Source organism: Micromonospora sp. CNZ296, from assembly GCF_007827635.1.
In genome coordinates this window covers 77724-101767 of record NZ_VISW01000019.1, presented here as the reverse complement: position 1 = coordinate 101767, position 24044 = coordinate 77724, and the positions used below count along the sequence as shown (strand labels likewise).

Below are 24044 nucleotides of genomic sequence, written 5' to 3'. Positions count from 1 at the left end.
AGCAGTGCTCCTGTCACCGGCGCCCGGCCCCACCATCGGCCCGGGCGCCGATCCTATCCCGCCCCCCACCGGACCCGCGTCGGCGCTGGTCGACGCCGCCGTGTGGGCCACACAGCGGCCGTGGCTGGCGGCTGTCGCCGCCGCTCTGCTGATCGCGTGGATCGCGGCCCGCAACCTGGTCGAGATGTGGCGGCACCGCCACCACGCCCGCGGCGCGCGGCTGGTGACGATCGCGCCGCCGCCGGAGGTCGATCCGCACAGCGCGCCAGCGTTGTGGGCGAACCTGGCCGGCGTGCTGACCCCGTCGCGGCGGCGGCGCCTGCTCCACGGCGCCCCGCACGTCGTGTGGCAGTACACGTGGACCGGCCGGCAACTGCTCATCTCGATCTGGGTGCCCGGCAGCGTTCCGCCCGGTGCGGTCGAGGCCGCGGTGCGGGCGGCGTGGCCCGGCGCGGCCACCACCACCGACGACAGCCCGCCACCGCCCATTCCCCTGGACGCGCGTCCCGCGGCGGGTGGGCACCTGCTGCCCGTGTACGCGGAGTGGCTGCCGCTGGCCACCGACCACGACACCGACCCGCTGCGCCCGCTGATGGCGGCCGGCGCGCAGCTCACACCCGGCGAGCACGCGTGCGTGCAGATCCTCGCCCGCCCGGCCACCCCCCGGCGGGCGGCGCGGGCCCGCCGCGCGGCCGGGCGGCTGCGGGCCGGCAAGAGCGCCGTGCCGGCGATCAACCCGGCTGCGCCGGTGCTGTGGCTGCTGGAGGCGTTCCTGGCCGGCAGCGGCGGCACCGGCCGCACCGCGGCGCCCGCCGCCCGTCGGGATCCCACCGTCGACCGCGACGTCCGGGCGATCCTGGATAAGACAGCGCACCCGCTGTGGCAGACCGGCATCCGGTACGCGGTCGCCAGCACCAGCCGGCGGCCCGGCGCCGACCCGCGGGGCCGGCTGCGGGGCATCGCGGACACGATCGCCTCGGCGTTCGCCATCCACACCGGCCGCAACCGGCTCACCCACCGCGCCCGCATGCCCGCCGCGGTGGCTGTGCTGGCCGCCCGCCGGCTCGGCCCCGGATTCCTGACCTCCGCCCCGGAACTCGCCGCGCTGGCCGCCCTGCCACAAGATCTCGCCGTGCCCGGCCTCGACCGCGCGCGGGCCGCGTCGATGCCGGCGCCGGTCGCCGTCCCCGGCGGCGGGCGTGGGGTGAAGATGCTCGGCGACGCCGAAATCGGCGGCCACAGCGTGGGGCTGTCGGTGCCGGACGCGAGGTATCACATGCATGTGATCGGCTCCACGGGCTCCGGCAAGACCACCCTGCTGGTGAACATGGCCCTCGACGACATCAAGGCCGGCCGCGGCACCGTCGTCATCGACCCGCACGGCGACCTCGTCCTGGACATCCTCGACCGGCTCCCCGCCACCGTCGCCGACCGCGTCGTGCTGTTCGACCCGGACCAGGAGAATCCACCGACGCTGAATCCGCTTGAGGGTGACGACCCCGACCTGGTGGTCGACAACCTGGTGTCGATCTTCGGCAACATCTTCGCCAAGGCGTGGGGACCGCGGATGGACGACGTCATGCGGGTGGCCTGCCTGACCCTGCTGCGCCACAACAACGTGACCCTGCAGCACATCCCCCCGCTGCTCAACAGCCCCCAGTTCCGCTCGGCGATGACGGTGGACCTCGACGACCCGGCCGGGCTCAGCGGCTTCTGGCAGTGGTACGACAGCCTCAACGACAGCCTGCGCTCGCAGGTCATCGGGCCGGTCCTCGCCCGGTTGCGCGCGTTCCTGCTGCGCGACTTCGTCAAGCGCACCATGCGCTACCCCCGCTCGAGCTTCGACATGGGCCGCGTGCTCGACGGCGGGGTGCTGCTCGTCCGCATTCCCAAGGGGGTGCTGGGTGAGGACACCAGCCGGCTGCTTGGCTCCCTCGTCCTTGCGCAGGTGTGGCAGGCCGCCACCGCCCGCGCCGGCGTCGCTCCCGACCGGCGCCGCGACGCCAGCCTCATCATCGACGAGGCCCAGAACTTCCTGACCTTGGCCAACAGCCTGGACACGATGCTCGCCGAGGCCCGCAAGTACCGGCTGTCGCTCGTGCTCGCCCACCAGGACCTGGCCCAGTTTCCCCGCGACCTCCTGGCAGCGGCGTCGGCCAACGCCCGCAACAAGGTGTACTTCACCGTGGCGCCGGAGGACGCCAGGCAGCTCGCCCGGCACACCCTGCCGGAACTGGGCGAGCACGACCTGGCCCACCTCGACGCGTACACCGCCGCCGCGCGCCTCGTGGTCAACGGACGGCAGACGCCCGCGTTCACCATGAAGACCCGGCCTCCGAGGCCGGTAGTCGGCGAGGCGACCGCCATCCGCCAGGCCGCCGCCGCGGCGGTACCGAGCCAGGACACCAGCGCCGTCGACGACCTCGTCGAACGGCTCAGCCGCAAGCCCGACGACAAGCGGCGCTCCCGTCCGAAGGGCGACCGCAGCTGAGGAGTCTGTCAGGCGGTGGCGTCGCCCGGGTCGCGCACCGGCTCGCCAGCGGGATCGTCACCGGTGACCGTCGGACATCCGCAGCACAGTGTTGACCTGGGCTGTCAGTGCCGCACACGCCCCTGACAGGCCCTCCGCACCGACCTCCCCCTGCCCAGACACCCCTCCCGATCGGGAGGGGAGCCCCATCCTGCCTAGGAGCAAACGTCGTGTACTCCCGTGTTCCTCCTGCCTCCAGCAGCCCGGATCCGCTCGCGGTGTTCGGTCGCATCGTCCCCCGCGACCACGCCCTCCTCGGGCTGCTCGCCGAGCACTACCTGCTGTCCACCGACCAGATCACCAACGCCTTCTTCGACACCCGGCGCACCGCCCAACGGCGGCTGACGATCCTGCACCGCCTCGACGTGCTGCACCGCTTCGGCCGCAGCGGCGCCCACGGCCGGTACGGATCACTGCTCTACACCCTCGGACCCGTCGGACTGCAACTGCACCCGACGACCTACCACGACCCGAACGGGCTCGGCGGCAAGGCGCCCCGCAGCTCCCTGGAGCGGGCCAAGCGGATCGCCGCCAGCGGCCAGGTCAACCACCTGCTCGGCGTCAACCAGTTCTTCACCGACCTCATCGCCACCGCCCGCCACACGCCCGACGCCCTACTGTCGCGCTGGTGGTCCGAGCAGCACGCCACCACCGTCTACGCCCAGGCCGGCATCCGCCCCGACGGGCACGGCGTGTGGACCGTCGGCGGCACCTCGACCGGCTTCTTCCTCGAGCACGACAACGACACCGAGAACCTCGCCCGGGTCGTGGCCAAGCTGCGCGGATACGAACGCCTCACCACCTTCGGCCCCCGCTACCCCGTGCTGTTCTGGGTCCCCAGCCACCGCCGCGAGGCCAGCCTGCTCGGGGTGCTCGCAGGGCTGCGCACCGCCAGCCCGATCGCGACCGCCGTCCACGGCCCGGACCCGGCGGGTCGGGTCTGGACCCTCGTCTCAGACCCCACCCACCGGCGGTACCTGCACGAGCTGCCCTGCGACCACGGACCCGACACGGTCACCAACCCGCAGCGCTTCGACGACCTGTAGGGCTCACACCGCAGGCCAGCGGGCGGCGGACAGGCCAGCCTCGGCACCTGCGCACAGGTCCACCACCGTCCGCGTCTGTCAGCAAACAAGACCGTCTGTGAGAGCCGGAAGGTCTCACAGCGTCCGCGCCGACGACGGCCCACAGCGGGCCGGAACGTCTCACAGTGCAGGTCAGCCCCGCTTTTCGGCGATCATTTCGTCGGATGGGCCTGACAGAACAGGCCGCTACCGTTCACGGCACCAACACCACCTCATATATCTCCACCCCGGTCCGGTCCCACCTCGGAACCACCGCCGCACCCACCCGGTGCGCCACGCCCACCCGCCCCACCCGGGGCCGGTCGGCGCCGCGCCGCGCGGCGACCCCAGGTCGCACCGCACCAACCCGCACCACACCTCACCCGCAACCGACCCACGCACCCAGTGGGCCGGTCATCTCCGCGCGCCCTGACGCGCCCACCCCACAAGGAGGACCACGCAATGGCCAAGAACCCGACCCGCAAGGTCACCGAGCCTGCTGTCACACCGGCGGCGACGATCCGCACCATGATCGTCTGCGTGCCAGGCGACCTGCCCCGCGAGTCCCTGACCGCACACCAGCTCGACCGCAACTTCGGCGTGCAGGGCACGCTGTCGCCCCGCTTCTGGGCCAGCCCCGCCCTGCACCTGTGGCAGCGCAGCCAGATGTTCGGACTGCGCAAGGGCCGTCCGGCCTACTGCGCCGGCGGACCGGCGCGACTGCTCGACCTGACCGGCATACGCCAAGCCGCCGGCGTGGGAGCGGGCATCCGCCACCACCTGTTCAACCGGGTCGTGCACGGCACCCGCAACGCCACTCCGTGGCACGTCTACGAGGCCCGCCACCTGGCGGACCCACAGGAGTACCCGCGGGACAAGGCCGTCGCGGACTTCACCAACCAGCCCCGGGTCAACGCGATCCGCATGCACAACGCCGCCACCTACGGCGCCGGGCAGATCGCCCTCAACGAACTGGAGATGTACCAGGCCGGCTGCATGGCCTACCAGCACCACAGCGCCCTGACCGCCCTCGCGGGCGACGCGCTGATCACCGCCAACGGAGCCAGGCTCGCCCCGGCCAGCGACGCCATGGCCGACCGGGTGACCTACCTCGACCAGGCCAACCGCCTGCTCGCCGCCATCGACCCCGACCAGCGACTGCTCGCGGTCGCGCTCTGACCCCTCCGGACAGGAAGGAGACACCCCCTGATGGGCCGCGTCATGTTCCTGCTCGACGAGGTCGAGCACCTCGCCGACGCCTGCGTCCGCGCCCAGCGCCGCAGCACGGCGAACCGCGAGGCACCCCACCCGGCGCCACCGGCGCTGCGCGTAATGCACGACGAGTTCCACCAGATCTATCTGACCGGCGCCAGTACCTACACGGGCGACAGTCACCGCCTGCGTCCCGTCACTTCCAGCCTCGCTGGCTGGCGGGAGACACCGGTGCTCGCCGGAGAGCTCACCGGCAGGCGCTACCGACGGCTGCACCCGGGCCGTCTCGGCGACATCCCGCTGTACGGGCCGAAGCACCACCTGCTGCACCTCATCCAGACCGGCGTCGATGCCGGCTGGAGCACCTTCGTCGTCGACTACCTCGACGACACCGTCATCCCCGGCGTCGGCCGCGGGCGCTTCCACGCCCCGCGCTGACACCTGCCGGAATCGACCGGGCCGGCAGCCGCCATCGGTGTACCCGGAGGCGCGCTGCTGCCCGGTCGGCTCCGCCAACCACTTCACCCCTGGTCTGAAGTGGCAAGGGGATCGATCACATGAACTCGATCCCCCGGCTCACGCTCATCCCCGACACCATTCGGGGAGTTCGCCGAGCCCGCCGCAGCCGCCGCGCAGCACGCCGACCCCGTCGATGACGAATCCGCCGGCCCCGCGCTGCTGCTCGTCGCCGACGACGGCGTCCTGTCCATCGGCCTGCCGTAACCGCCGCCCCGGCCCGGATCGGCCTGCGCACTCCACCGTACGGGCGGTGTTCGTCGAGCACCTCGGCCACAACCAGGCGGCCCACGACCGGGACGACCTGCTGATCGCCCCCTTGCCGTCGCGCCCGGCCAGGCACCCACCTTATCGAGCAGCTCCGCCGCAGGCAGCACTGGCCGCGACGCCTTGACCATCACCACTTGCGGTGACCAGCCCAACCGTTCCGGCCATCCACGTGTCCGAGGCGCCGCACCTCGCCTGAGCCCGCCGGCCGCCCCAGGCGGGGGCGCCGACTGCGCTACCGGCCGGGCGAGACGGCCGCTCTTTCCCTCTTCCGGGTCCAGCGCGGCCTCGGATCCGGCGAGCGCCTGTCACCAGGTCGTGGTCACACCCCCACCCAGAGCCAACGGCGACCAAGCCCTGGTCGCCGCCGTCACCCTGTCTGAAGGGACAAAGCAACATGACCCAACTCCCGATCTGCCCCGTGTGCACCGAGCCGGTGACAGACCAGCCCGCCGAGGACTGGACCAGCGCCTACCGCGGCGGCGCCGCCCCGTGGTGGCATCTGGCGGACAACACGCCTATCTGCGCGGCTGCCGACGGCAGCTACGCCCAGGCGGCCTTCGTCGAGGACGGGCTCCCGGTCGACAGCGAGACCAGCAGCTGGATCGACGCGATGAGCCACCTGTTCGCGATCGACGGCCCCTACAACCCGGCCCGGCTGGGCAGCGCCATCACCGCAGCCGAGCACCTCATGCGCTGGCTGCACACGGCCACCGGGCCATTCAGCGCGATGCTGGCCCTCCCGACGCCCTCCGACGTCGCGTCCCTAGTCGGGCACCTGCACCGCACCACGCGGCTGCTCGCCCGGGTGCACGCACAGACCGGGTCCTACCTGCTCGACCAGGCCAGCCAGGCACACTTCACCGGCCTCGACGACGACAGCGAGGTACGCGACGAGGTCATCGACGTCGGCACGTGGCTGCAGGTCGCAGCCAACTGGTCCGCCCAGGCGGCGCAGGAGACAGGTGCCGCCTGGTCCAGCGCACGCAAGATCGCTGCCCTGACCACCTCCGCCGGGCGAAGAGGCGAGGAGGGATCGCCCGCCACCACCGCCGGCATTGAGCCCCCGGAGGAGCAGCAGTGACCAGCGGCAGCGCCCACGCCGGCGAAGGCGCCGACACGCCGCGGGACACGGCACTGACCGACCGCAGCTTCGGCGTGCGCAGGGGAGGCTACGACCTTAGCGGGATCCCGCCGCGCCGGCGGCAGGTCCTCGACGACCTGGGCGCCGGCCGCCGCGACCCGGACCCCGGCCGGTCGGCGCCACGCCGGCCGAGACCAGCCGATCTGGTTCCGCCGTGGCGGTGCCCCGGCCGCCCGCGAGCGCAGGGTGCCCGGCTCGACCCGGTCGAGTGGCCGGTGGCGGTGGCCGATGCCCACTGCTGACTACACGCCGCCGCGAGGCAGCACGGCCCTGTTCTCCGGCCGGTGGCTGCGCTACGAACCGGTCCCCGGCTTCCACCGCTACTACGAGGGCTACCTCGCGACGGTGACCGGCTGGTGGAACGGCGCCTTCGAACTCACCCTCGACCGCGAGGCGGTGACCGCCCTCGCCCAGACGTTCGCCGCGATGGGCAACTACGTCGGCGGTGACTGGCACACCGTCGACTTCGACGGGCACATCCTCACCGTCGCCCGGCCGGTGTCCCTCGGCGGCGGCGTCCACCTCGTGCAGCCCACCGCAGGGCGGTACCGGATCGGCTGGGGCCTGCCGTGGCGCCCGGTCGACCCGAGCCGCTGCGACCGCGTCTTCGGCCACCCGTAGCCGCCCGACCCAGCACCACGGGGCGCGCAAGGCCCCGGCCGAGCGTCGACGCGTCGGCGGGATCCGGTCATCGCACTTGATCTCGAAGCGCCGTCGAAGCGTGCATGGAAGCACGCCACATCCCGGCATATCGAACAGCAGCCCCAAGGGGAGGACAGATGGACCACACAACCGACCAAACTCCGGCACCCAGCGCCCTGGACAAGGTTGCCGCCGCTCTAACAGAACTCGGCCAGGAAACGGCCGCCGCGATCGCACAGCGCGCCGGCGTCGGCTACTCGACGGCCACCAAGCGGCTTCGCAAGCTCGAGGAAGACGGGCAGGCCGAGACGTTTCGCGCCGCCGACGGCCGCACGCTCTGGCGGCACACCGCGAACGCGGCGGCCAGCACTGACAGCGGCGACCCGCCGGCCGCCACGACCGACGCCAGCGGCGACCCGCCCCACGCACCCGCACCGACCGACGACGACGCGAACGCGCCTCAGAGACCGGACGAGCCCCCCGCACCAGCGCAGGAGACGGGCGCCGCCGTAGCGGCGGAACCTGACGACGAGCCAACCGGCATCCAGCCGGACGACGCACTCCCACCAACGCCGGACAGCGACGCGGATCGGCCGACCCCACAGGACCAGCCGCCTCAGGCGGACAGCGGCCTGAGCGAGGCGACAACCGACGCCGAGGCCACCCCGGCTGACGCCGAGGCCCCGGTCGCGGCCGACACATCTGGTGAGGCAGATTCCGAGCCGAGCACGGACCCGGAAGGCAGCGACGGCTCCACCGGGCCCAGCAGCCCAGCCGAGGCTGCGAGCGCGTCGGGTGGCGGGAATCCACGCCGGTCCAAGGGCAGCCTGCGCGGGGCCATCCTCGACGTGCTCGAAGCTCATCCCGACCAGGCGTTCAAGACCAGCCAGCTGTGCAAGGCCATCGACAAGGCCAACGAGGGCAGCGGCTCGGCCAAGGCCAGCGCGGGCGCGGTCGTCAACGCCGTGCACAAGCTCGTCGCCGACAACCTCGCCCTCCAGGTGGTCGAGAAGCCAGCGGCCTTCCAACTCGCCCCGAAAACCAACTAACCCGTTGATCTGGTAGCCCGGGGCGGGCGTCGAACTTGGCGGCTCACGCCCGCCCCGGTGCTCCTTCACCGACAAGGAGCGACATCGAGTGTCTCATCTGACCTCCTACCTCACCGCGGCCGGCGGAGTCCTCGCCGGTCTCGCCGTCGCAGCGGCACTGCTCGTCCGGCAGCGGCGGATCATCCATCACCAGCGACAGGCGCTGGCCGCCCGCGACCGCGACCGGTCGCACTGGCACCGGCTGGCCACGCACAACGACACGACGGACCTGCCGAACCGGCGGGCCCTGTGGACCCACCTCGAGGCCACGTTCTCGCTCGGGGAACCGCTCGGGCTCGTCCTCATCGACCTCGACCGGTTCAAGCAGGTCAACGACACCTACGGCCACGAGCACGGTAACGACCTGCTGCACGAGGTCGCCCGCCGCCTCAGCGCCCTCGGGCCCTCGGTTGCCCTGGCCGCGCACCTGGCTGGCGACGAGTTCGCCCTCGTCGTGCACGGCGACGACGGCGAGGTCGAGACCGCCGCCCAGGCCGCCCACCGGCGCATCTCGAAGCGCCCCTACGAGATCGCCGGCCAGCAAGTCACCGTCACCGCCAGCGTCGGCTACGCCGCCGCCGGACCCGGCATGCTGCCCCGCGACCTCCTGCACGCCGCCGACCAGGCCATGTACCTGGCCAAACGCAAGCGGTGCGGCATCCGCGCCCACGACCCGCACCACGCCACACCCCCGTGCCCCGCCACCCGCTACCGCGACCTGCGGTAACACGCACCCGGCGCAGCACTAAGCGCCGCAACCACCTGGAGCCCCGCAGGCCGATCGGCCTGCGGGGCTTCGCATCCGTCAAGGAGCCCATTCCCCGTGATGTCCTTCAACGCCGTCCACACCCTGACCGGGTGCCTGCTGAACATCGAGGCCGGCACCGACCTTCGCGGCTGGGGCCGTCCGCCTCTCCTGCTGCTCGTGCAGGACCGGCCGGTGCCAGCAGCACCTAACGGCACGAGGCGCCAGATGCGCGCCGTGCACCTACCGCTGAACGACACCCACATGGGCCGCTACCGCGCTGGACTCGCCGATCTCCTGCCGGATCTCGCCGCCGCGCTCGAGGTCAACCAGCCGGTCGCCAGGCCCGCCCTGGCCGCCTGCGTCGACATCAGCCTGATCGCGGACCTCCTCGCCGATCCCACTCCCGGACTTCGACTGCTGGCCTGGGCCGTCTGCTACGAGGACGTCCTCGTCGAGCCCGACGACCTGCACGAGATCCGGCGCATCGACGCGGTCGACGCCGACCGCCGCGGCTACCAGGTCACGAGGCTGCGGGGCGATGCGCAGCCCGTGGTCTGCATCGACGATCAGCTCGACCACGACGACACGGCGACCATCCGCTCTGGACTGGCGCGCCTCGTCGAGACGACGCGCCGGCCCGGCTGATCCACGCCGACGCCCTCCTGACAGCCGCCGACGCCAAGCCGACAACCGCCACTCCCGACCTTGTCCCCGCGCGTCGAGCGCCATGCCCTCCACACCACTTCCGGTAGACGACTTGACCTTGACCGAGAGAAGAGCGTCGATCACACCGGTCACTGTTTCGAGCCGGCCATCAGGTACAACACGCTCAACCTTGGTCGGACGGTGACCCCTGCCCGGAACCCGACGGAAGGTCACCCGCCATGCCTGACCGCAGCCGAATCCGCCCCTCTCACCGCGCCCTGCTCCCCAGCGACGTCACCGACCCCCTGCTGTGGCGGCTGGCCGTGGACGTCCTCACCGCCCACCAACCCGGACCCGGCGACCAGTGCGCCAACCTGCAGTGCGCCGACCAGGTCGGGCCGTGTTCGGCCGCCCGGCAGGCACAACGGGCCATGCGCGCCGCGCGACGGTCCCACCTGCCGCAGCCGACTCCCAGCCGGGAACGAGCGCCACAGCGGCCAGTCCGCAACTCCGGCGGATTCGTCGGCTGGTTCACCGCCGGTCTCGCCGCCACCGCCACGCACCTGCGATCGCGGATCCCGCAGCGGCTGCCTCGCCGAGTTCCCGGCGCGACCCTGACCGCCGCGTACGCCGCGTAGGTCCAGCCCAGGCCGCAACCCCCCACGCCACCCGAACCCGATCAGGAGGAGGACACCCCATGACCTTCCGTACCGAGACCAGCCTCGCCGGCTACGCGCGAGCCGCCGTCGAGATGAAGACCCGTATGCACGAGTACTGCGACAGCACCGCCGGCGGCGAGTACACCCGAGCCTTCGTCGACACCCTCCTCGCCAGCCTTCCCGACGACGACACCGCTCACGCCCACCAGAAACTCGTTGACGTCATCAACCATGCCAACAGCGCAGTGTGGGCACAGAGTGAGGCATACGTCCTCGCCCCCGCCATGACCGCCGTCGTCGCGGCAGCGGCCCAAGCCCTCGACCTCACCGGCGACCTGCTCACCGCCGACGCCGCCCCCACGGACAGTGGCGTGCTCTTCCTGCCCGAACCGATCTACCACCGCAACCTGATCGGCCAGGTCAGCGGAATCGCCGCGATCACCTGGGCCACCATCGCCTCCCCCAGCGGACGGTCATGGCTGGTCTGCGGCTGGGCCGACCGGGACGACCCCGAGGACCCCCACGCCGCCCGTATCCAGGGCTACGCCGACCATGATCCGACGCTACGGTCCCGGCTGGGTCCGTACGTGCTGACGAACCTGGACATGCTGCCGATCGCGGCACCCGTACCCGCCGTCGCGCCCCCGGACGTCGACGAGCCCGACCGCGACTGGGAGACCGCACCCGACGGCCGTTACGTGATCGCCGACGCCGCCGCCCGCACCCGCGTCTGCGCGGCGATCGCCTACGCGTTCTGGCGCATCCAGGCCCAACCCATCAGCGTCGCCGCGCCCGCGCCACTGGACCGGCCCGCGCGCCGCCGCGCCGCCCGCGCCCGCATCGTGCACGACACCCGCGTCGTGATGCTGCGGCGCACCTCAGCGTTGACCGAACCCGCCGACGGACCCGCCAGGTGGCACTACCGCGTCCGGTTCGTCGTACGCGGCCATTGGCGCCGCCTGACCGACAAGCACGGTCAGGCGCGCCGGATCTGGATACACGCCCACATCAAGGGTCCGGGCGACGCGCCGCTGCTGCACGGCGAGAAAGTCGCCGTCCTCGCCCGCTAGCCACAGCACCCAACCGACACCGACGACCGCGCGGCCCACCACGGCCGCGCGGTCGTCGCCGTGCCCGTACCTCGACACCACCCCAGCACGAGGAGACAGACCCGTGGGAACCCCCTGCTACGTCGGCGCCGCCGACCCCGCCCAGCCGAGCATCGTCCGCGCCCGCTACGTCCATGCCGACGGCTACCCCTCATCCCTTGTCCCGCAGCTGCGCGGCATCTGGGCCAGCACCGCCCACCGCGACACCACAGCCCTCATCAACGCGGTCCTCGCCCACGACTGGGACCACCTCGAAGCCGACGTCACCCCCGGCCGGGCGTCCATGCCTGGCCGACACCCGGTCGCGGGAGTCGGCGTGACGCTCGACAACACCAGCCAGGAGCCGGCCACTGTCTTCCCGCTTCACCGCGCCAGCGACCTCGCCGCCTCGTGGATTTACCTGATCAACCCCGCCGACGACACCGTCACCGTGCACAGCGACGACGGCGACCCGGTCGGTGCCTACCCCCTCGACTGACGAGCCAGGAGAACCGCCGTGCCCAGCTCCGCGCCCCGCACCCGCCCGCAGCCAGCCACGCCGGACCACACCGTCGCCACACGAGCACGCCGAACCCGCCGTCTCAGTACCGCCCGCCGGAGGCCCGGATGAAGCTCCGATCCCTGGTGTCACTCGCCGTGGCGCTCGTCGCTGTGGTCATCCTCTGCGCCGGCGGCCTCGGCGGATTCGTCGGCGGCAACGCCGCCGCCGGATGCATCCCCGCGGCCGCATCGCCCGCCGCATCACCGTCCCCGTCGATGTCCCCGCTCGGACCGCCCGCCGGGTGGCCGGCGATCGGTGACTGGGACAGCGGCCAGGTCGGCAACGCCGCCGCGATCGTCACCACCGGCGCCCGCCTCGGGCTACCCGCCCGCGGCTGGGTGATCGCGGTCGCTACCGCCATGCAGGAGAGCACGCTGCGCAACCTGGCTGGCGGCGACCGCGACTCGGTCGGGCTGTTCCAGCAGCGCCCCAGCCAAGGGTGGGGCAGCCCCGCCCAGCTCCAGGACCCCGTCTACGCGTCGGAGAAGTTCTTCGGCAAGCTGGCCACGATCAGCGGCTGGCAGACGATGCCGCTCACCGACGCCGCCCAGGCCGTGCAAGTCAGCGCCTTCCCCGACGCCTACGCGAAATGGGAGGCATCGGCCACCCAACTGGTCACCGCGATCGCCGACACCGCCGGCCTACCCACCGATGGGCTGGCCGGGTGCGGGGCCACCGGCCCGTGGACGCAGCCGGTCCTCGCCCCGGTCGGATCAGGGTTCCGTAGCTCGGACCGACCTGGCCACGATGGCGTCGACCTCAGTGCCCCGCGGGGCACCGTCATCCGCGCCGCGTCCGCCGGGACCGTCCGCACCGTGCGCTGCAACGCCGTCTACGCCGACACCGGCGCCGAATGGGGCTGCGACCGCGACGGCGACCCCGTTCTCACGCGGGGGTGTGGCTGGTACGTCGACATCGACCACGCCGGTGGCCTGCTCACCCGCTACTGCCACATGGACCAACCCCCGATGGTCACGGTCGGGCAGCCGGTCGCCGTCGGCCAGCCCATCGGCGTCGTCGGCTCCACCGGGCACAGCTCCGGCCCGCACCTGCACTACGAGGTGCACCACAACGGCGACGCCAGCCCGAACGGGGCGATCGACCCGGTGCCCTTCATGGCCGCGCAGAACGCCCCGCTCGGCAACCCGCCCGCCTGACCGGCCGCCATCATCCCCGATCCCCGCTCAGCCGAGCGGACCCATGCCCAGCACCTTCGCCAGAGAGGAGCAACACGTGAGCACCACCGACGAGAACGTGGCCCACGAGGAGATGCTGCAGCGCCTGCTGCAGCAGCTGCTCTCCAGCGACGACCTCGACGAACTCTGCGCCGACGCCGGCCTTCCCGTGTTCATCGACAGAGACGGACAGCCCGTGTATGTGCGGGAGGCCGCCCTCTACGACGACGCCGCGGTCATGACCCTCAACCGCGGCCTGGTGATCCGGCTGTCCGACGGCAGCGAGTTCCAACTCACCATCGTCACCTCCCGTCACCCCGACCGACCCGCCCAGGTCCGCCCACCCGGCACCGTCGCCTGAACCGCGCGACGCCCGCCCGCGTCGCGGCGCCGCCAGCCAACCCGACACACGAGCACCCGCCCACCAAGATCACAATTAGCAGAAGGAGTAGCACGTGAGAAAGCTCTGGTTCGACCTGCGACAGTCCTTGCAGCAGGCCGAGGAGACCGCTGCCGACCACCGCGGTGACAGGACGAGCGCACCCCTGGAGCCATGGCTCGTCCTGGACGTCCGCACCGCCCACCTGTGGTTCACCCCGGTCGACGCACCACGCCCCCGCAGCGTCGCCGTCGCGGCCACCCACATCGACGGGCCGCCGCCCGTCGGCGAGCCGTCGCCGCCATACCGGCAGCCCTTGACCGAACCCCACCCGGCCTGCGACACCACGCTGGACCGGCTGCGCGCCGCCGCAGGGCAGGGACACCGGTGGCTCGTGGCCGACCTGTCAACGCCACCCCGGCTGCACACCGCCGCCGCCTACGACACCAGCACCCCGCCGACTACGGCGGTCTGGACCCCAGCCTGGCTCGCCAGCGGCGACCTCGGCCCCTACCCGGGACAGACCGCTCACGGCTACCAGCACCACGGCTCCGCCGTCGCCCGCTTCACCCGCGCGACGGTGCAGCGGATCGCCGCCGACGCCAACGCCCGCGCCCTGCGCTTCCCGGAGCGCGACGCCGACCTGCTGGTACTGCGCCACCACGGCAGCGGCATGGAAATGTTCGTTCTCCGCGCACCGGGCGCGCCCACCGGCGGCCCCGCTCCGGAGCCGTTCGTTGGGGGAGTGCGGCAACTCGCCGCCGACCCCGACGGCTGGTACCAGCTCACCGACGACCGCTTCCCCTGGCGGCAGGCCACCCCACCCACCCTGCCGCCCAGCCGCAGCCGGCCTGGGCTCCACCAGCGCGAGCCGGACGTGTTCGAGCCGCACGACGGGCCTACCGGCAGCAGGTGCACGGTGTGCGGGGCGACCGGCTACGACATCGCCTACCAGGAGCTGCCGTCGATGGCCGGGTTCGGCACCGATGCCGCCATGTCCTGCCGGATCTGCGGCTCCTCGGAGAGCTTCGCGAAGGAGATCGGCTGGAGCAGCCGCCGGGCGATCTGGCCACCGGTCCTCCCGCCGACCGGGCCGGTCGAGGAGGTGACGCGGCCGTGATCGACGACGACTACATCCCCGGCGAAGGCGATGTCATGCCCACCGTCTGGTGGCGGGTCGCGGACCACTTCGACCTCACCAAGCGGATGCGCAGCAGCGAGATCCCCGGCCACCCGTTGATCGCGTTCGCCGACGAGTTCACCCCGACGCTGCGGATGGCCGGCCCGCTGTACGTCAACCTGCTCCCGTACACAGCCTGGGACACCACCTCACCGCAGAACGGGATCCAGCGGCAGATCTTCGAAACCCTCACCGGCAGGTTCCCCGGCATGTTCAGCATCGTCGTCGGCGCTGGCGGGCCAGACGTGTGGCTCGCGCTGCGCCTGACCCGGCTCACCGACGGGATCGCCACCGCGCTGCTCGAGCAGCACGAGCGCTACTGGGCACACCGCCGCAGCACCTCGAGGTAGCGGCCCCAAGGCCCTCTCCGGCCCAGCACGGCCTGACCGCCACGGGTCCGCACCCGGATCGCCATCGGCCTGACCGCCCTGAATTACCGGGCACGCTCCCGGTGACACCCGCGTCTGGCCGGACCGGTCCGATGTCCCTATCCGATCGCGCCACCGCCCGCGGTAGGCGCCCGACCTGAACACCGCTCCGCGCAGCCGAACACGTCTGCGCGCGCTCTTCCCGCCCGCTGTGGCCCACCAACGCCGCCGCGCGCCCCGGGAAGGGGCGCGCGGCGGCTTCATCCGCCAAGGAGCACCCCATGCCACACCTGAACCGCACCCCAGACTGCCAGCCGCTGACCGGCTTGCCGCCATCGCCGGAGCGGCGCGCATGCGACTTGATCACCTCCGAGGCCGCAGGTATCGGTTGCACCCCGACCGCAGCCATCGTCGGAGGTGCCCGGTGACCTCGCCCGCTCGCCCTGCCAAGCCCAAGGCCAAGCCCCGCCCGATGTTCGGGCCGGTCCTAGCGCTGCTCGCGGCCGAACCGCACCGCGCCTTCTCCATCAGCGACCTGGGCAAGGAACTGCCCGGCCGGTCGTCCGGGGCGATCGGCTCCGTGCTGAACCGCCTCGTCGACCGCAGCTGGGCGACGGTGTCCACCGGATCGCCCCGCCGCTACACCATCACCGCCGAAGGCATCGACGCGTTCAAAGCCGGAGCCGGCGCCAGCCGCGCCCCCAAGGTCACCGCCCCCATTCCCACCCACTCCCCTGCGGCGTCCAGCGCGTCGGCGCCGGGCCCGGCCGTCCCCGTTCCCCCGCGTCCCGGCGCTGTCCTGCGTCCCAACGGAGTCTGGTACCTGCCCCGCCAGCTCGGCGACAGCACCGACGTCGAGGTGCTGCGCCGGCTGCGCCGCAACGCCATTCCGGTCCTGCTCTACGGCCCGCCCGGCACCGGCAAGACCAGCCTCATCGAGGCCGCCTACGCCGATGCGATCACCGTCGCCGGCCACGGCGACACCACCGTCGAGGACCTCGTCGGCAACTACGTCCCGCTGCCCGACGGCGGCTTCGAGTTCGCCTACGGGCCGCTCGTGACCGCCATGCGCGAGGGACGCGCCCTGTTCATCGACGACGCCACCCTCATCCCGCCCCGCGTACTGGCCGCCCTGTATCCGGCGATGGACGGCCGGGCCACCATCACCATCGCCGCCCACCACAACGAGAAGGTCACCGCCGTCGACGGGTTCTTCGTCTGCGCCGGCCACAACCCCGGGGTGCACGGCGCCATCCTCACCGAAGCCCTCGCCTCCCGGTTCTCCGTGCACATCGAGGTCACCACCGACTTCGACCTCGCCCGCTCCCTCGGCGTACCGAACGGCGCCATCGACGCGGCGATCGCCCTCAACGCGCGGATGCGCAAGCACGAAATCGACTGGGCGCCGCAACTGCGCGAGCTGCTGGCGTTCCAGCGCGTCGCCGCGAGCCTCGGGCTCGCCGCCGCCGTGGCCAACCTCGCCGCGATCGCACCGGAGCCGGACCGCCAGGCGGTCGTCGAGGCCCTGCAGCGGGCCTACCGCGGCGCCACCATCACCCCGCTCACCCTCGGCAAGCAGAAGTAAGGCAGGCGGCCATGACCAGCGTTTCCGCACATTCGCGCCCCTCCGGCACCAGCCCCGCCCCGGCCCCAGCGGCATCACCCTGGAGTCCATGGTCGGCGGCCTGGACCAAACAGGCCGCGCTGCTGACCAGCCGACCCGACGCCTGCGTGACCGTCACTCCAGCGGCCGGCGGCCCACCCGGCTTCAGCTACCCCGCCACCGCCCAGATCCACATCGACGCCGACCTCATCGGCGACCCGGAGATCGCCGACCCCCGCCGACCCAGCCACCGCTCGAAGGTCCCCGTCGCCTACGGCGTCCTCCTGCACGAATGCGCCCACCTCAGCCACTCGCACTGGGACCCGCCACCGTCGGTGCCGCCCATCGTCCGGGAAGCCGCGCTCCTGCTCGAGGAATCACGCATCGAAGGACGCTACCGCGACACCCGGCCCCGCGACCGGCGGTGGCTACGCCGCGCCGTCACCAGCATCATCGACCCCGCCGACACACCCACCGACACCCCCTGGAGCGCCGCCTACGCCGCCGGACTGCTCCTCGCCCGAGTCGACGCGCGAATCCTCTACCCCGCCGAAGTCCGCGAGGCACGGCGCGCCATCACCAAGGTCCTCGGCCGCAGGCTGATCCGGGGACTACGCGCCATCTGGCGCGAAGCCCACACCGTCGGCGACACCGACACCGAGCGAATGATCGAACTCGGCGAACGCTGGTGCCGCCTGCTCGGCATCGACCCGAACGCCACCCCGGACCTGCCCGCCGACGACGGAGCCACCAGCGCGATCGCGGCGGCCATCGCCGGCACCCTCGACGCCATCCTGAACAACCCCGCCGACACCCCAGAGCCGCCAGGCGACGGACCCCGCACTGGCAGGCCCCGCATCGACGGACCCAGCATCCACGTCGACATCGACGTACCCATCACCTGGCGCGAGCGCGACGCCCGCGACGCCGAACGCCACGCCGCCGACCGGCTCACCGCCCTGCTGCGCCGCGCCCGCCACCGCGAACCCGCCCGCACCCGCGAACCCAGCAGCGCACCTCCGGGACGGCTGCGCACCCGCGCCGCGGTCACCCTCGCCGCCCAGCGAGCAGCCGGTGCCATCCCCACCGCCCAGCCGTGGCAGCGCACCGTACGCCGCCCCATCCCCGACCCCGAGCTGACCGTCGGCATCCTCATCGACGCATCCGGCTCGATGGAGGACTTCGCGAAACCCATGTCCTCCGCCGCGTGGATCGTCGCCCAAGCCGCCACCCGCGCCGGAGCCACGAGCGCCACCCTCGCCTACGGCGACCGGATCACCGTCCTGATCCCACCCGGCCGCCGACCCGCCACAGTCCGCGACATGCAAGCCGACGCCGGCACGGAACGCTTCGTCGAAGCTTGCGCCGAAGCCGACCGGCTCCTGCACCTGTCCACCCCCGGCACCGGACGGCTGCTCGTCGTCGTCTCCGACGGCCACTACGTCAACCCCGACGAAAGCCAAGCCACCATCACCCGCCTCCACCACACCGGCTGCGCCGTCCTCTGGCTCGCACCCGACAACAAAGGCTGGCCGCCCAGGGTCTACGACAACACCACCACCATCACCGTCGACGACCCCACCACCTGCATCAACCTCATCGGCCAAGCAGCCATCGACGCCCTGACCAGGGCCTGAACCCGCACCCCGTCGCGGCGCCTCGTCGACACAGGGCACAGCGGGGACGGATCTCGACCACACATCGTCAGGCCCGTCCCGCTGGCCACACGCAGGTACAAGACCTGCAGCCCAACCGAGCCCACAGACGAACTCCGCGCACGACTTGTCCCCGTCGCCGCATGAAGCGTCAATTTGCCCGAGACCTTCGAGCCAGATGTAGTGCCGCGCACCAAGGCGACCCCACGCCCACACGACTGAGGGAAACAAGCATGTCTGCCGCTGAACCCACCCCGCCGCCGGCCGAACCAATCTTCGTCGACCGCCACGATCTGCCGTACGTCGAGCGTCCCTGGGGGCCGATGTACCTCTCACCCTGCTGCCTCGCGGCCGTCACCATCTTCGTCGACGACGGCGTCCTCTATTGCAAGAAGTGCTACCAGGGCGTCGACGAGCGCCTGGCCGCCATCCCCGAGCCGCGCGAGCCAGCACTACCGCTGCAACAGCACCAACGCCGAGCCGGGACCGCCGTTGCACACCGGGCGCGGCCCGTGCTCGCGATCGACGTCGACGGCGTCCTCAACCCCGACCACCAGCCCGGCTACCACCGACACCACTACGACGGTCCCGGTCCCACCGGCCAGCACATCTCCGGCGAGGTGTGGCTGCACCCCGACCACGGCGCCTGGCTCCGAGAACTCTCCCGCGAGGCCGACCTCGTCTGCTGCACAAGCTGGGGACCGGTCGCCGCGACGTGGGTTGCACCCCGGCTCGGCCTACCGGCCGACCTGCCGGTCATCGACGTAGGCGACGGCGGCCTGCGGTTCGGGCACCAGCTCAAACTCGCCCCGCTGTACCGCGCCATCGGCGGACGGCCGCTGGCCGTCCTCGACGACGAGTTCGGCGGCCAGGATGCCGCAGAGGCCACCGACCGCAGCGCGCGTGGCAGCGCAACCCTACTGGTCCCCATCGACAGCACCACCGGCCTACAACGAGGCAACATCGATCAGATCATCCACTGGCTCCACCAGCTCCCCGCCGACGCGCAGGAGGCGCACGCACCGGGCGATACTGCGACCGGGCCGGCTGCACCTTATGGAGGCGACACGTCATTGGAGGCGGCCCCGGACCTCAGCGTCGGCGATCCGGTCCTGCGGAAGTCACGGATGCTGTCCAGGCAGTGCCGCACGTGCATCTTCCGGCCCGGCAACCTCATGCGCCTTTCCGAGGGCCGCCTCCGTGAACTGGTAGCCGAGGCACGGCGGGACGAGACGTTCGTCGTCTGCCACGACACTCTTGTGCGCCACGAGGCGCCACATCACCGAACGGAGGTGGGAGACCTTCGTCGCCTGGCCGTCGCAGCGGCCGGGTGAAGCTGGGGGCAGCTCGTTGCGGGGAACGCCGTAACGGGTGGTAAGCAGCCCCGACAAAGTCGGGACGGTCCGGAACTGCCAGACGGATCGGGCCCGGTGAGCGAGACCAGAAGGTGTAACGCAAGTGAACCAGTGTCTGACACCCCGTAACGTGGCACCGGCTCCAACCTGGTGGATATGGGCCGGAGGCAGCGCGTGACCCGTCCACGGGCGGGTCAACTCCGACGCCGGATAAGAGTGCCGGCAGGAGGCCGCGTCGAAGGTCTGCGGCGTAGGCGCGGCGATGCTGTCGGGGCTGAGCTGGGCACCTCCCTGGTCGATCGGTATGTGGTGAACGTGGGAACCGCCTGCGGTCGCCGTGCCCGGCGCATCCAACGTCGGGCATGGCAAGGCTCGTTGCTGGCTGACGGCCGTGGGGCGGGGCGGAGGCCTCGTAGTAGTCCGAGCGCGCGAAAGGCGCGTACATGGCGAAGGAGGCCAGCAAGATTGCAGAAGGGGACCGGAATGCCTGGAGGTCGTTGGTGAACACCGACGCGCCGCCGGTGCTGCTGTGGCCGACGCTCGGCCAAGCCGAACGGCGGGTACAAGAGATCCAGACCAAGCTGCACCGATGGGCCGGCGATGATCGTCATCGCAGGTTCGATGACCTGTACAACCTTGTCGCTGACCCGGCCTTCCTGCTCATGGGCTGGATACGGGTCAGGGAGAACCGGGGAGCGCGCACGGCCGGAGTGGACGGCGAAACTGCCTACTACATCGAGGTCGTGCGGGGCGTCGAGGGGTTCCTCGGCGACCTGCGGACGGACCTGAAGAACCGCACCTTCGAACCGCTGCCCGCGCGGGAGCGGATGATCCCGAAGCCCGGCGGTAAGCAACGCCGGCTCGGAATCCCGACGGTGCGCGACCGAGTGGTCCAAGCAGCTCTCAAGCTGGTGCTGGAGCCGATCTTCGAGGCGGATTTCCTGCCGTGCTCGTACGGCTTCCGGCCCAACCGACGCGCCCACGACGCGATCGCCGAGACACGCTTCCTCACCTCCAAGGGATATGAATGGGTGGTCGAGGGAGACATCAAGGCGTGTTTTGACGAGATCTCGCACCCGGCCCTGATGGACCTGGTGCGGGCTCGGATCGCGGACAAGCGCGTCTTGGCGCTGGTGAAGGCGTTCCTCAAGGCCGGCATCCTCTCGCAGGACGGCGGCCTGAGGCATACCGACACCGGCACTCCTCAGGGTGGGGTGTTGTCGCCGCTACTGGCCAACATCGCTCTCACGGTGCTCGACGAACACATCGCCGGGCAACCGGGAGGGCCCCGGTCAACAACGGTCGAGCGCGCGCGTCGCCGCCGGCACGGGAAGCCCAACTACCGGCTTGTCCGGTACGCGGACGACTTCCTGGTGCTTATCAGCGGCACCCGCGAGCACGCCGAAGCTGTCCGGGACGAGCTGGTATCGGTACTCGCTCCGATCGGGCTTCGCCTGTCGGAGGAGAAGACACTGATCACCCACGTCGACGAGGGTTTCGACTTCCTCGGGTGGCGCATCCAGCGACACCGGAAACGAAGCGGCAACCGGCAGTACGTCTACACCTACCCGGCCCGCAAGTCGGTACGGGCGGTCATCGCCAAGATGAAGGCGATCTGCCGCAGGTACATCAACCAGTCGTTGTCACTGCTGCTTCGTCGCCTCAACGCGACGATGCGCGGATGGTGCATGTACTTCCGCTACGGCGTGTCCAGCAAAGCGTTCCAGATCCTGAACCGCGCCTCCTGGCGTCGGGTCATGTGGTGGGCGCGACGCAAGCACGCCCGCATCTCATGGAAGGACATTGCCCGGCGCTTCTGCGCCGGCGGGTGGACACCCACCGACGGGACCGTGACGCTGTTCCAACCCAGCACGATGCGGACACTGCGTTACAAGTACCGGGGTGCGCTGATACCCACACCATGGACAGCGACAGCATGATCGACAGCTGACCCAACGGGGTCTTGTGGAGAGCCCGTTGCCTGGAAACAGGCACGGCGGGTTCGGGAGGCGGCCTGCGGAAACGGGCCGGCCGCAAGGCCGGCACCGCGCCGCAGGCCGACCTCACCCCTACTCACAGTATCCGGAGGTCAAGCCGGCCATCTGTCGGGGTTTCGCCGACCGCTACTCGACCCAGGCGCTCCAGGTCATCGAGCGAACCTTCGGGTTCGTGGAGATTGACCCACCCGGCGAGGACGCGGGCGGAACCGACGAGACCAAGCCGCCCCACGACCACATCAGTACGGCTAAGCGCGGTTCGGCGGGGTAGAACTGCGGCAACCGAGGGGGCTGGGCGGCAGTCGCTCAGCCCACCCACAGGGTAACCGAGTAAGAAGCGCGGCCCTTTTCTCGTCTTTCGGTGTCGGCGTACCGGCGTAAGCACAGAGCAATGCACGGCCCAAAGTGCGGACCCTGAGTCAGGACGACCCACCCGTCGACACTCGGCCCAAGTGACCGTGTGTAACGGATGCTCTGGGCGGGTCGTCGCGCCAGCGGCACCTGAACCAGGCGGCGCCCTGGCGGGACGCTCGTCGACGGACAGGTCACGCGACCCGGTCACCCGCCGGCCCTTCGGCCGGCGCGACCGCGTTCCGCACTCCGGGCACCGCCGCGTCTGCTGAACGGTTACAAGGACCACAACCGAGCCATCGGGTCCGTCGGCCACTTGGGTGACAGCCAGGCCGTCAAGACCCAGCAGCCGAGTCATGCCATGATCCACGCCTGCGGCTCTTCACTTGTGATGGACTTGGACTACAAGATGGGCAATGAGAGCCGCAAGTCACCTCCCGCCGGGGTCCTGTGGATGGTCGGTTATGTCAGCCCGAGGAGCCGACGATGGATGACGAGATTGAGCTGATCACTGACGGCGATGGTCTCGCGGTCATCGGGAACCGGACGGCTGTCGAGCGCTTCCTCGACTCGGTCGGACTGCTGTCATTGTCGAAAGATCTCGGATTGGAAAGGCTCGGGTCTCTCCTCGGCGCCGGGGCTGGAGTCGCACAGGCAGCCTCCGAGATTGCCGCCAACTCAAGTCGGTACGTGAAGCTGACCCGCGAATCCGCCCAGCTTGTCAATGAGTTGGGGCTGATGAAGACCAAGACGCAAGGCGTCAGCCATGCGATGTTGGGGAGACCAGGCTCGATCAGTAGGTGGCTCCAGATCGAGAGTGGGGCGGGATCGTTTGCGACCAACCCGGCGCTTCTCTCGGGTGCTGCGGGGATCATGGCGCAGTTCGCGAGGCAGCATGAGATGAACGAGATCACCCAGCTTCTCACCACGATCGACGAGAAACTCGACGACGTGCGCCGCGCGCAGAGGGACGCCGTGCTGGCGAAGATGGACGGGGCCGCCTCAGCCATCAAAGAGGCCACGACCATCCGGGAGCACGTGGGCCGGGTCTCCGAGGTCGCGTGGTCGAAGGTGCAGGCTACGTCCGTGACGATCGCAGACACCCAGGCGTACGCGTTGCGTCAACTTGACGCACTTGCGGAGAAGATGGAGAGCAAGGCCAAGGTCGGTTATCTCGCTAAGGCGGCCAAGGAAACAGAGCGCGGTGTTGGGGTGTGGCTCGCTGTTCTGGCTCGTTGCTTCCATCTGCAGGATGAGTTAGCAGTCCTGGAACTCGACCGGGTGTTGGACGCATCTCCGGCTGATCTGGACGGGCATCGCCTTGCACTGAGCGTTGCCCGGCAGGGCAGGCGGAAACTCATCTTGCTGAAGACCAAGTACCTGATGAACCGCATGGATGATGCTGCTGGCATCGCCACCTCGAATGTGCTTCTGCACGCCACTACGTCCCGTGCTGTAGTGGACTCTATCAACCATGTCGGAATCGCCGTCGATGACTTCCACGGCCCACTCGGAATCGAGTTCGGCCGAGAATCATTGGATGCGCCCCGATGGTGGGACGCCGCTCGCGATCCAAGGCAGTTGAAGAACGCGGGCGCGGAGGCGGGGCGCATAGCGCTCGTAGGATCCGTCGGGGTGGGCCTGACGGCTGCGTCGGTCGTGGTGGCGAAGATCGCAGCGAAGAAGCGGTGAGCGAACATGGGCCATCAGTAGGGGAGATTTCCTCCGAATATTGGGGATCGACAAGGCGAATGGCGAGCGACACTGAGGTTCGTGGAGCGCAGTGCCGCTGAGTGCCTACAAGTGGCAAGCCTGG

The 24044-nt window shown here is 71.0% G+C and carries 22 protein-coding genes; all 22 read left to right on the top strand.

The features are described 5' to 3' along the window. Nucleotides 1-4: 4 nt before the first annotated feature. Nucleotides 5-2491 (top strand): type IV secretory system conjugative DNA transfer family protein, encoded by a 2487-nt coding sequence (locus tag FB455_RS27040; protein ID WP_486481591.1) that lies wholly within the window; start codon nt 5-7, stop codon nt 2489-2491. A 209-nt stretch (nt 2492-2700) separates the two neighbouring features. After that, nucleotides 2701-3576 carry a replication-relaxation family protein gene (locus tag FB455_RS27035; RefSeq protein ID WP_013289201.1) on the top strand — a complete coding sequence of 292 codons (876 nt, stop codon included), beginning with the start codon at nt 2701-2703 and terminating at the stop codon, nt 3574-3576. Between the two features lie 480 nt (nt 3577-4056). Beyond that, entirely contained in the window at nt 4057-4773 is a 717-nt protein-coding gene (locus FB455_RS27030; protein WP_145755246.1) for a hypothetical protein, read from the top strand. A 30-nt stretch (nt 4774-4803) separates the two neighbouring features. Beyond that, a complete protein-coding gene (locus tag FB455_RS27025) occupies nt 4804-5244 on the top strand; it encodes a hypothetical protein (RefSeq protein ID WP_145755245.1) in 441 nt (146 codons plus the stop codon). 742 nt (nt 5245-5986) lie between these two features. After that, complete coding sequence (locus tag FB455_RS27015) at nt 5987-6673, top strand: hypothetical protein (protein ID WP_145755244.1); 687 nt, start codon at nt 5987-5989, stop codon at nt 6671-6673. Then, the gene (locus FB455_RS27010) at nt 6670-6975 is read left to right on the top strand and encodes a hypothetical protein (protein ID WP_013289197.1); all 306 of its coding nucleotides are present in this window, start codon (nt 6670-6672) and stop codon (nt 6973-6975) included. The genes FB455_RS27015 and FB455_RS27010 overlap by 4 nt, the downstream gene beginning before the upstream one ends. Then, nucleotides 6962-7354, top strand: a complete 393-nt coding sequence (locus FB455_RS27005) for a hypothetical protein (RefSeq protein ID WP_145755243.1) — start codon at nt 6962-6964, stop codon at nt 7352-7354. Before FB455_RS27010 ends, FB455_RS27005 begins: the two co-directional genes overlap by 14 nt. A gap of 158 nt (nt 7355-7512) precedes the next feature. Next, on the top strand, nt 7513-8424 hold the full coding sequence (locus FB455_RS27000) for a MarR family transcriptional regulator (RefSeq protein WP_145755242.1): 912 nt from the start codon (nt 7513-7515) through the stop codon (nt 8422-8424). Nucleotides 8425-8512: 88 nt separating this feature from the next. Then, nucleotides 8513-9190 carry a GGDEF domain-containing protein gene (locus tag FB455_RS26995; protein WP_145755241.1) on the top strand — a complete coding sequence of 226 codons (678 nt, stop codon included), beginning with the start codon at nt 8513-8515 and terminating at the stop codon, nt 9188-9190. A 99-nt stretch (nt 9191-9289) separates the two neighbouring features. Then, complete coding sequence (locus FB455_RS26990; protein ID WP_486481595.1) at nt 9290-9856, top strand: hypothetical protein; 567 nt, start codon at nt 9290-9292, stop codon at nt 9854-9856. Nucleotides 9857-10095: 239 nt separating this feature from the next. Beyond that, nucleotides 10096-10494, top strand: a complete 399-nt coding sequence (locus FB455_RS26985) for a hypothetical protein (RefSeq protein ID WP_145755239.1) — start codon at nt 10096-10098, stop codon at nt 10492-10494. 59 nt (nt 10495-10553) lie between these two features. Further along, the gene (locus tag FB455_RS26980; RefSeq protein WP_145755238.1) at nt 10554-11585 is read left to right on the top strand and encodes a hypothetical protein; all 1032 of its coding nucleotides are present in this window, start codon (nt 10554-10556) and stop codon (nt 11583-11585) included. Between the two features lie 103 nt (nt 11586-11688). After that, nucleotides 11689-12102, top strand: a complete 414-nt coding sequence (locus FB455_RS26975) for a hypothetical protein (protein ID WP_145755237.1) — start codon at nt 11689-11691, stop codon at nt 12100-12102. Nucleotides 12103-12230: 128 nt separating this feature from the next. After that, nucleotides 12231-13322, top strand: a complete 1092-nt coding sequence (locus tag FB455_RS26970; RefSeq protein WP_145755236.1) for a M23 family metallopeptidase — start codon at nt 12231-12233, stop codon at nt 13320-13322. A gap of 76 nt (nt 13323-13398) precedes the next feature. Beyond that, nucleotides 13399-13701, top strand: coding sequence for a hypothetical protein (locus tag FB455_RS26965; RefSeq protein WP_486481590.1), 303 nt, complete (start codon nt 13399-13401; stop codon nt 13699-13701). A 94-nt stretch (nt 13702-13795) separates the two neighbouring features. Then, the gene (locus FB455_RS26960) at nt 13796-14839 is read left to right on the top strand and encodes a hypothetical protein (protein ID WP_145755234.1); all 1044 of its coding nucleotides are present in this window, start codon (nt 13796-13798) and stop codon (nt 14837-14839) included. After that, entirely contained in the window at nt 14836-15249 is a 414-nt protein-coding gene (locus tag FB455_RS26955; protein ID WP_145755233.1) for a hypothetical protein, read from the top strand. Before FB455_RS26960 ends, FB455_RS26955 begins: the two co-directional genes overlap by 4 nt. Nucleotides 15250-15739: 490 nt before the next feature. Then, complete coding sequence (locus FB455_RS26950) at nt 15740-16852, top strand: AAA family ATPase (protein WP_145755279.1); 1113 nt, start codon at nt 15740-15742, stop codon at nt 16850-16852. Between the two features lie 146 nt (nt 16853-16998). Beyond that, on the top strand, nt 16999-18507 hold the full coding sequence (locus FB455_RS26945; RefSeq protein ID WP_145755232.1) for a VWA domain-containing protein: 1509 nt from the start codon (nt 16999-17001) through the stop codon (nt 18505-18507). Between the two features lie 161 nt (nt 18508-18668). Then, on the top strand, nt 18669-19859 hold the full coding sequence (locus tag FB455_RS34400; RefSeq protein ID WP_222434153.1) for a hypothetical protein: 1191 nt from the start codon (nt 18669-18671) through the stop codon (nt 19857-19859). Between the two features lie 464 nt (nt 19860-20323). Continuing rightward, nucleotides 20324-21820, top strand: a complete 1497-nt coding sequence (ltrA, locus tag FB455_RS26930; RefSeq protein WP_145755231.1) for a group II intron reverse transcriptase/maturase — start codon at nt 20324-20326, stop codon at nt 21818-21820. 894 nt (nt 21821-22714) lie between these two features. Beyond that, complete coding sequence (locus FB455_RS26915) at nt 22715-23920, top strand: hypothetical protein (RefSeq protein WP_145755229.1); 1206 nt, start codon at nt 22715-22717, stop codon at nt 23918-23920. Nucleotides 23921-24044: the final 124 nt, after the last annotated feature.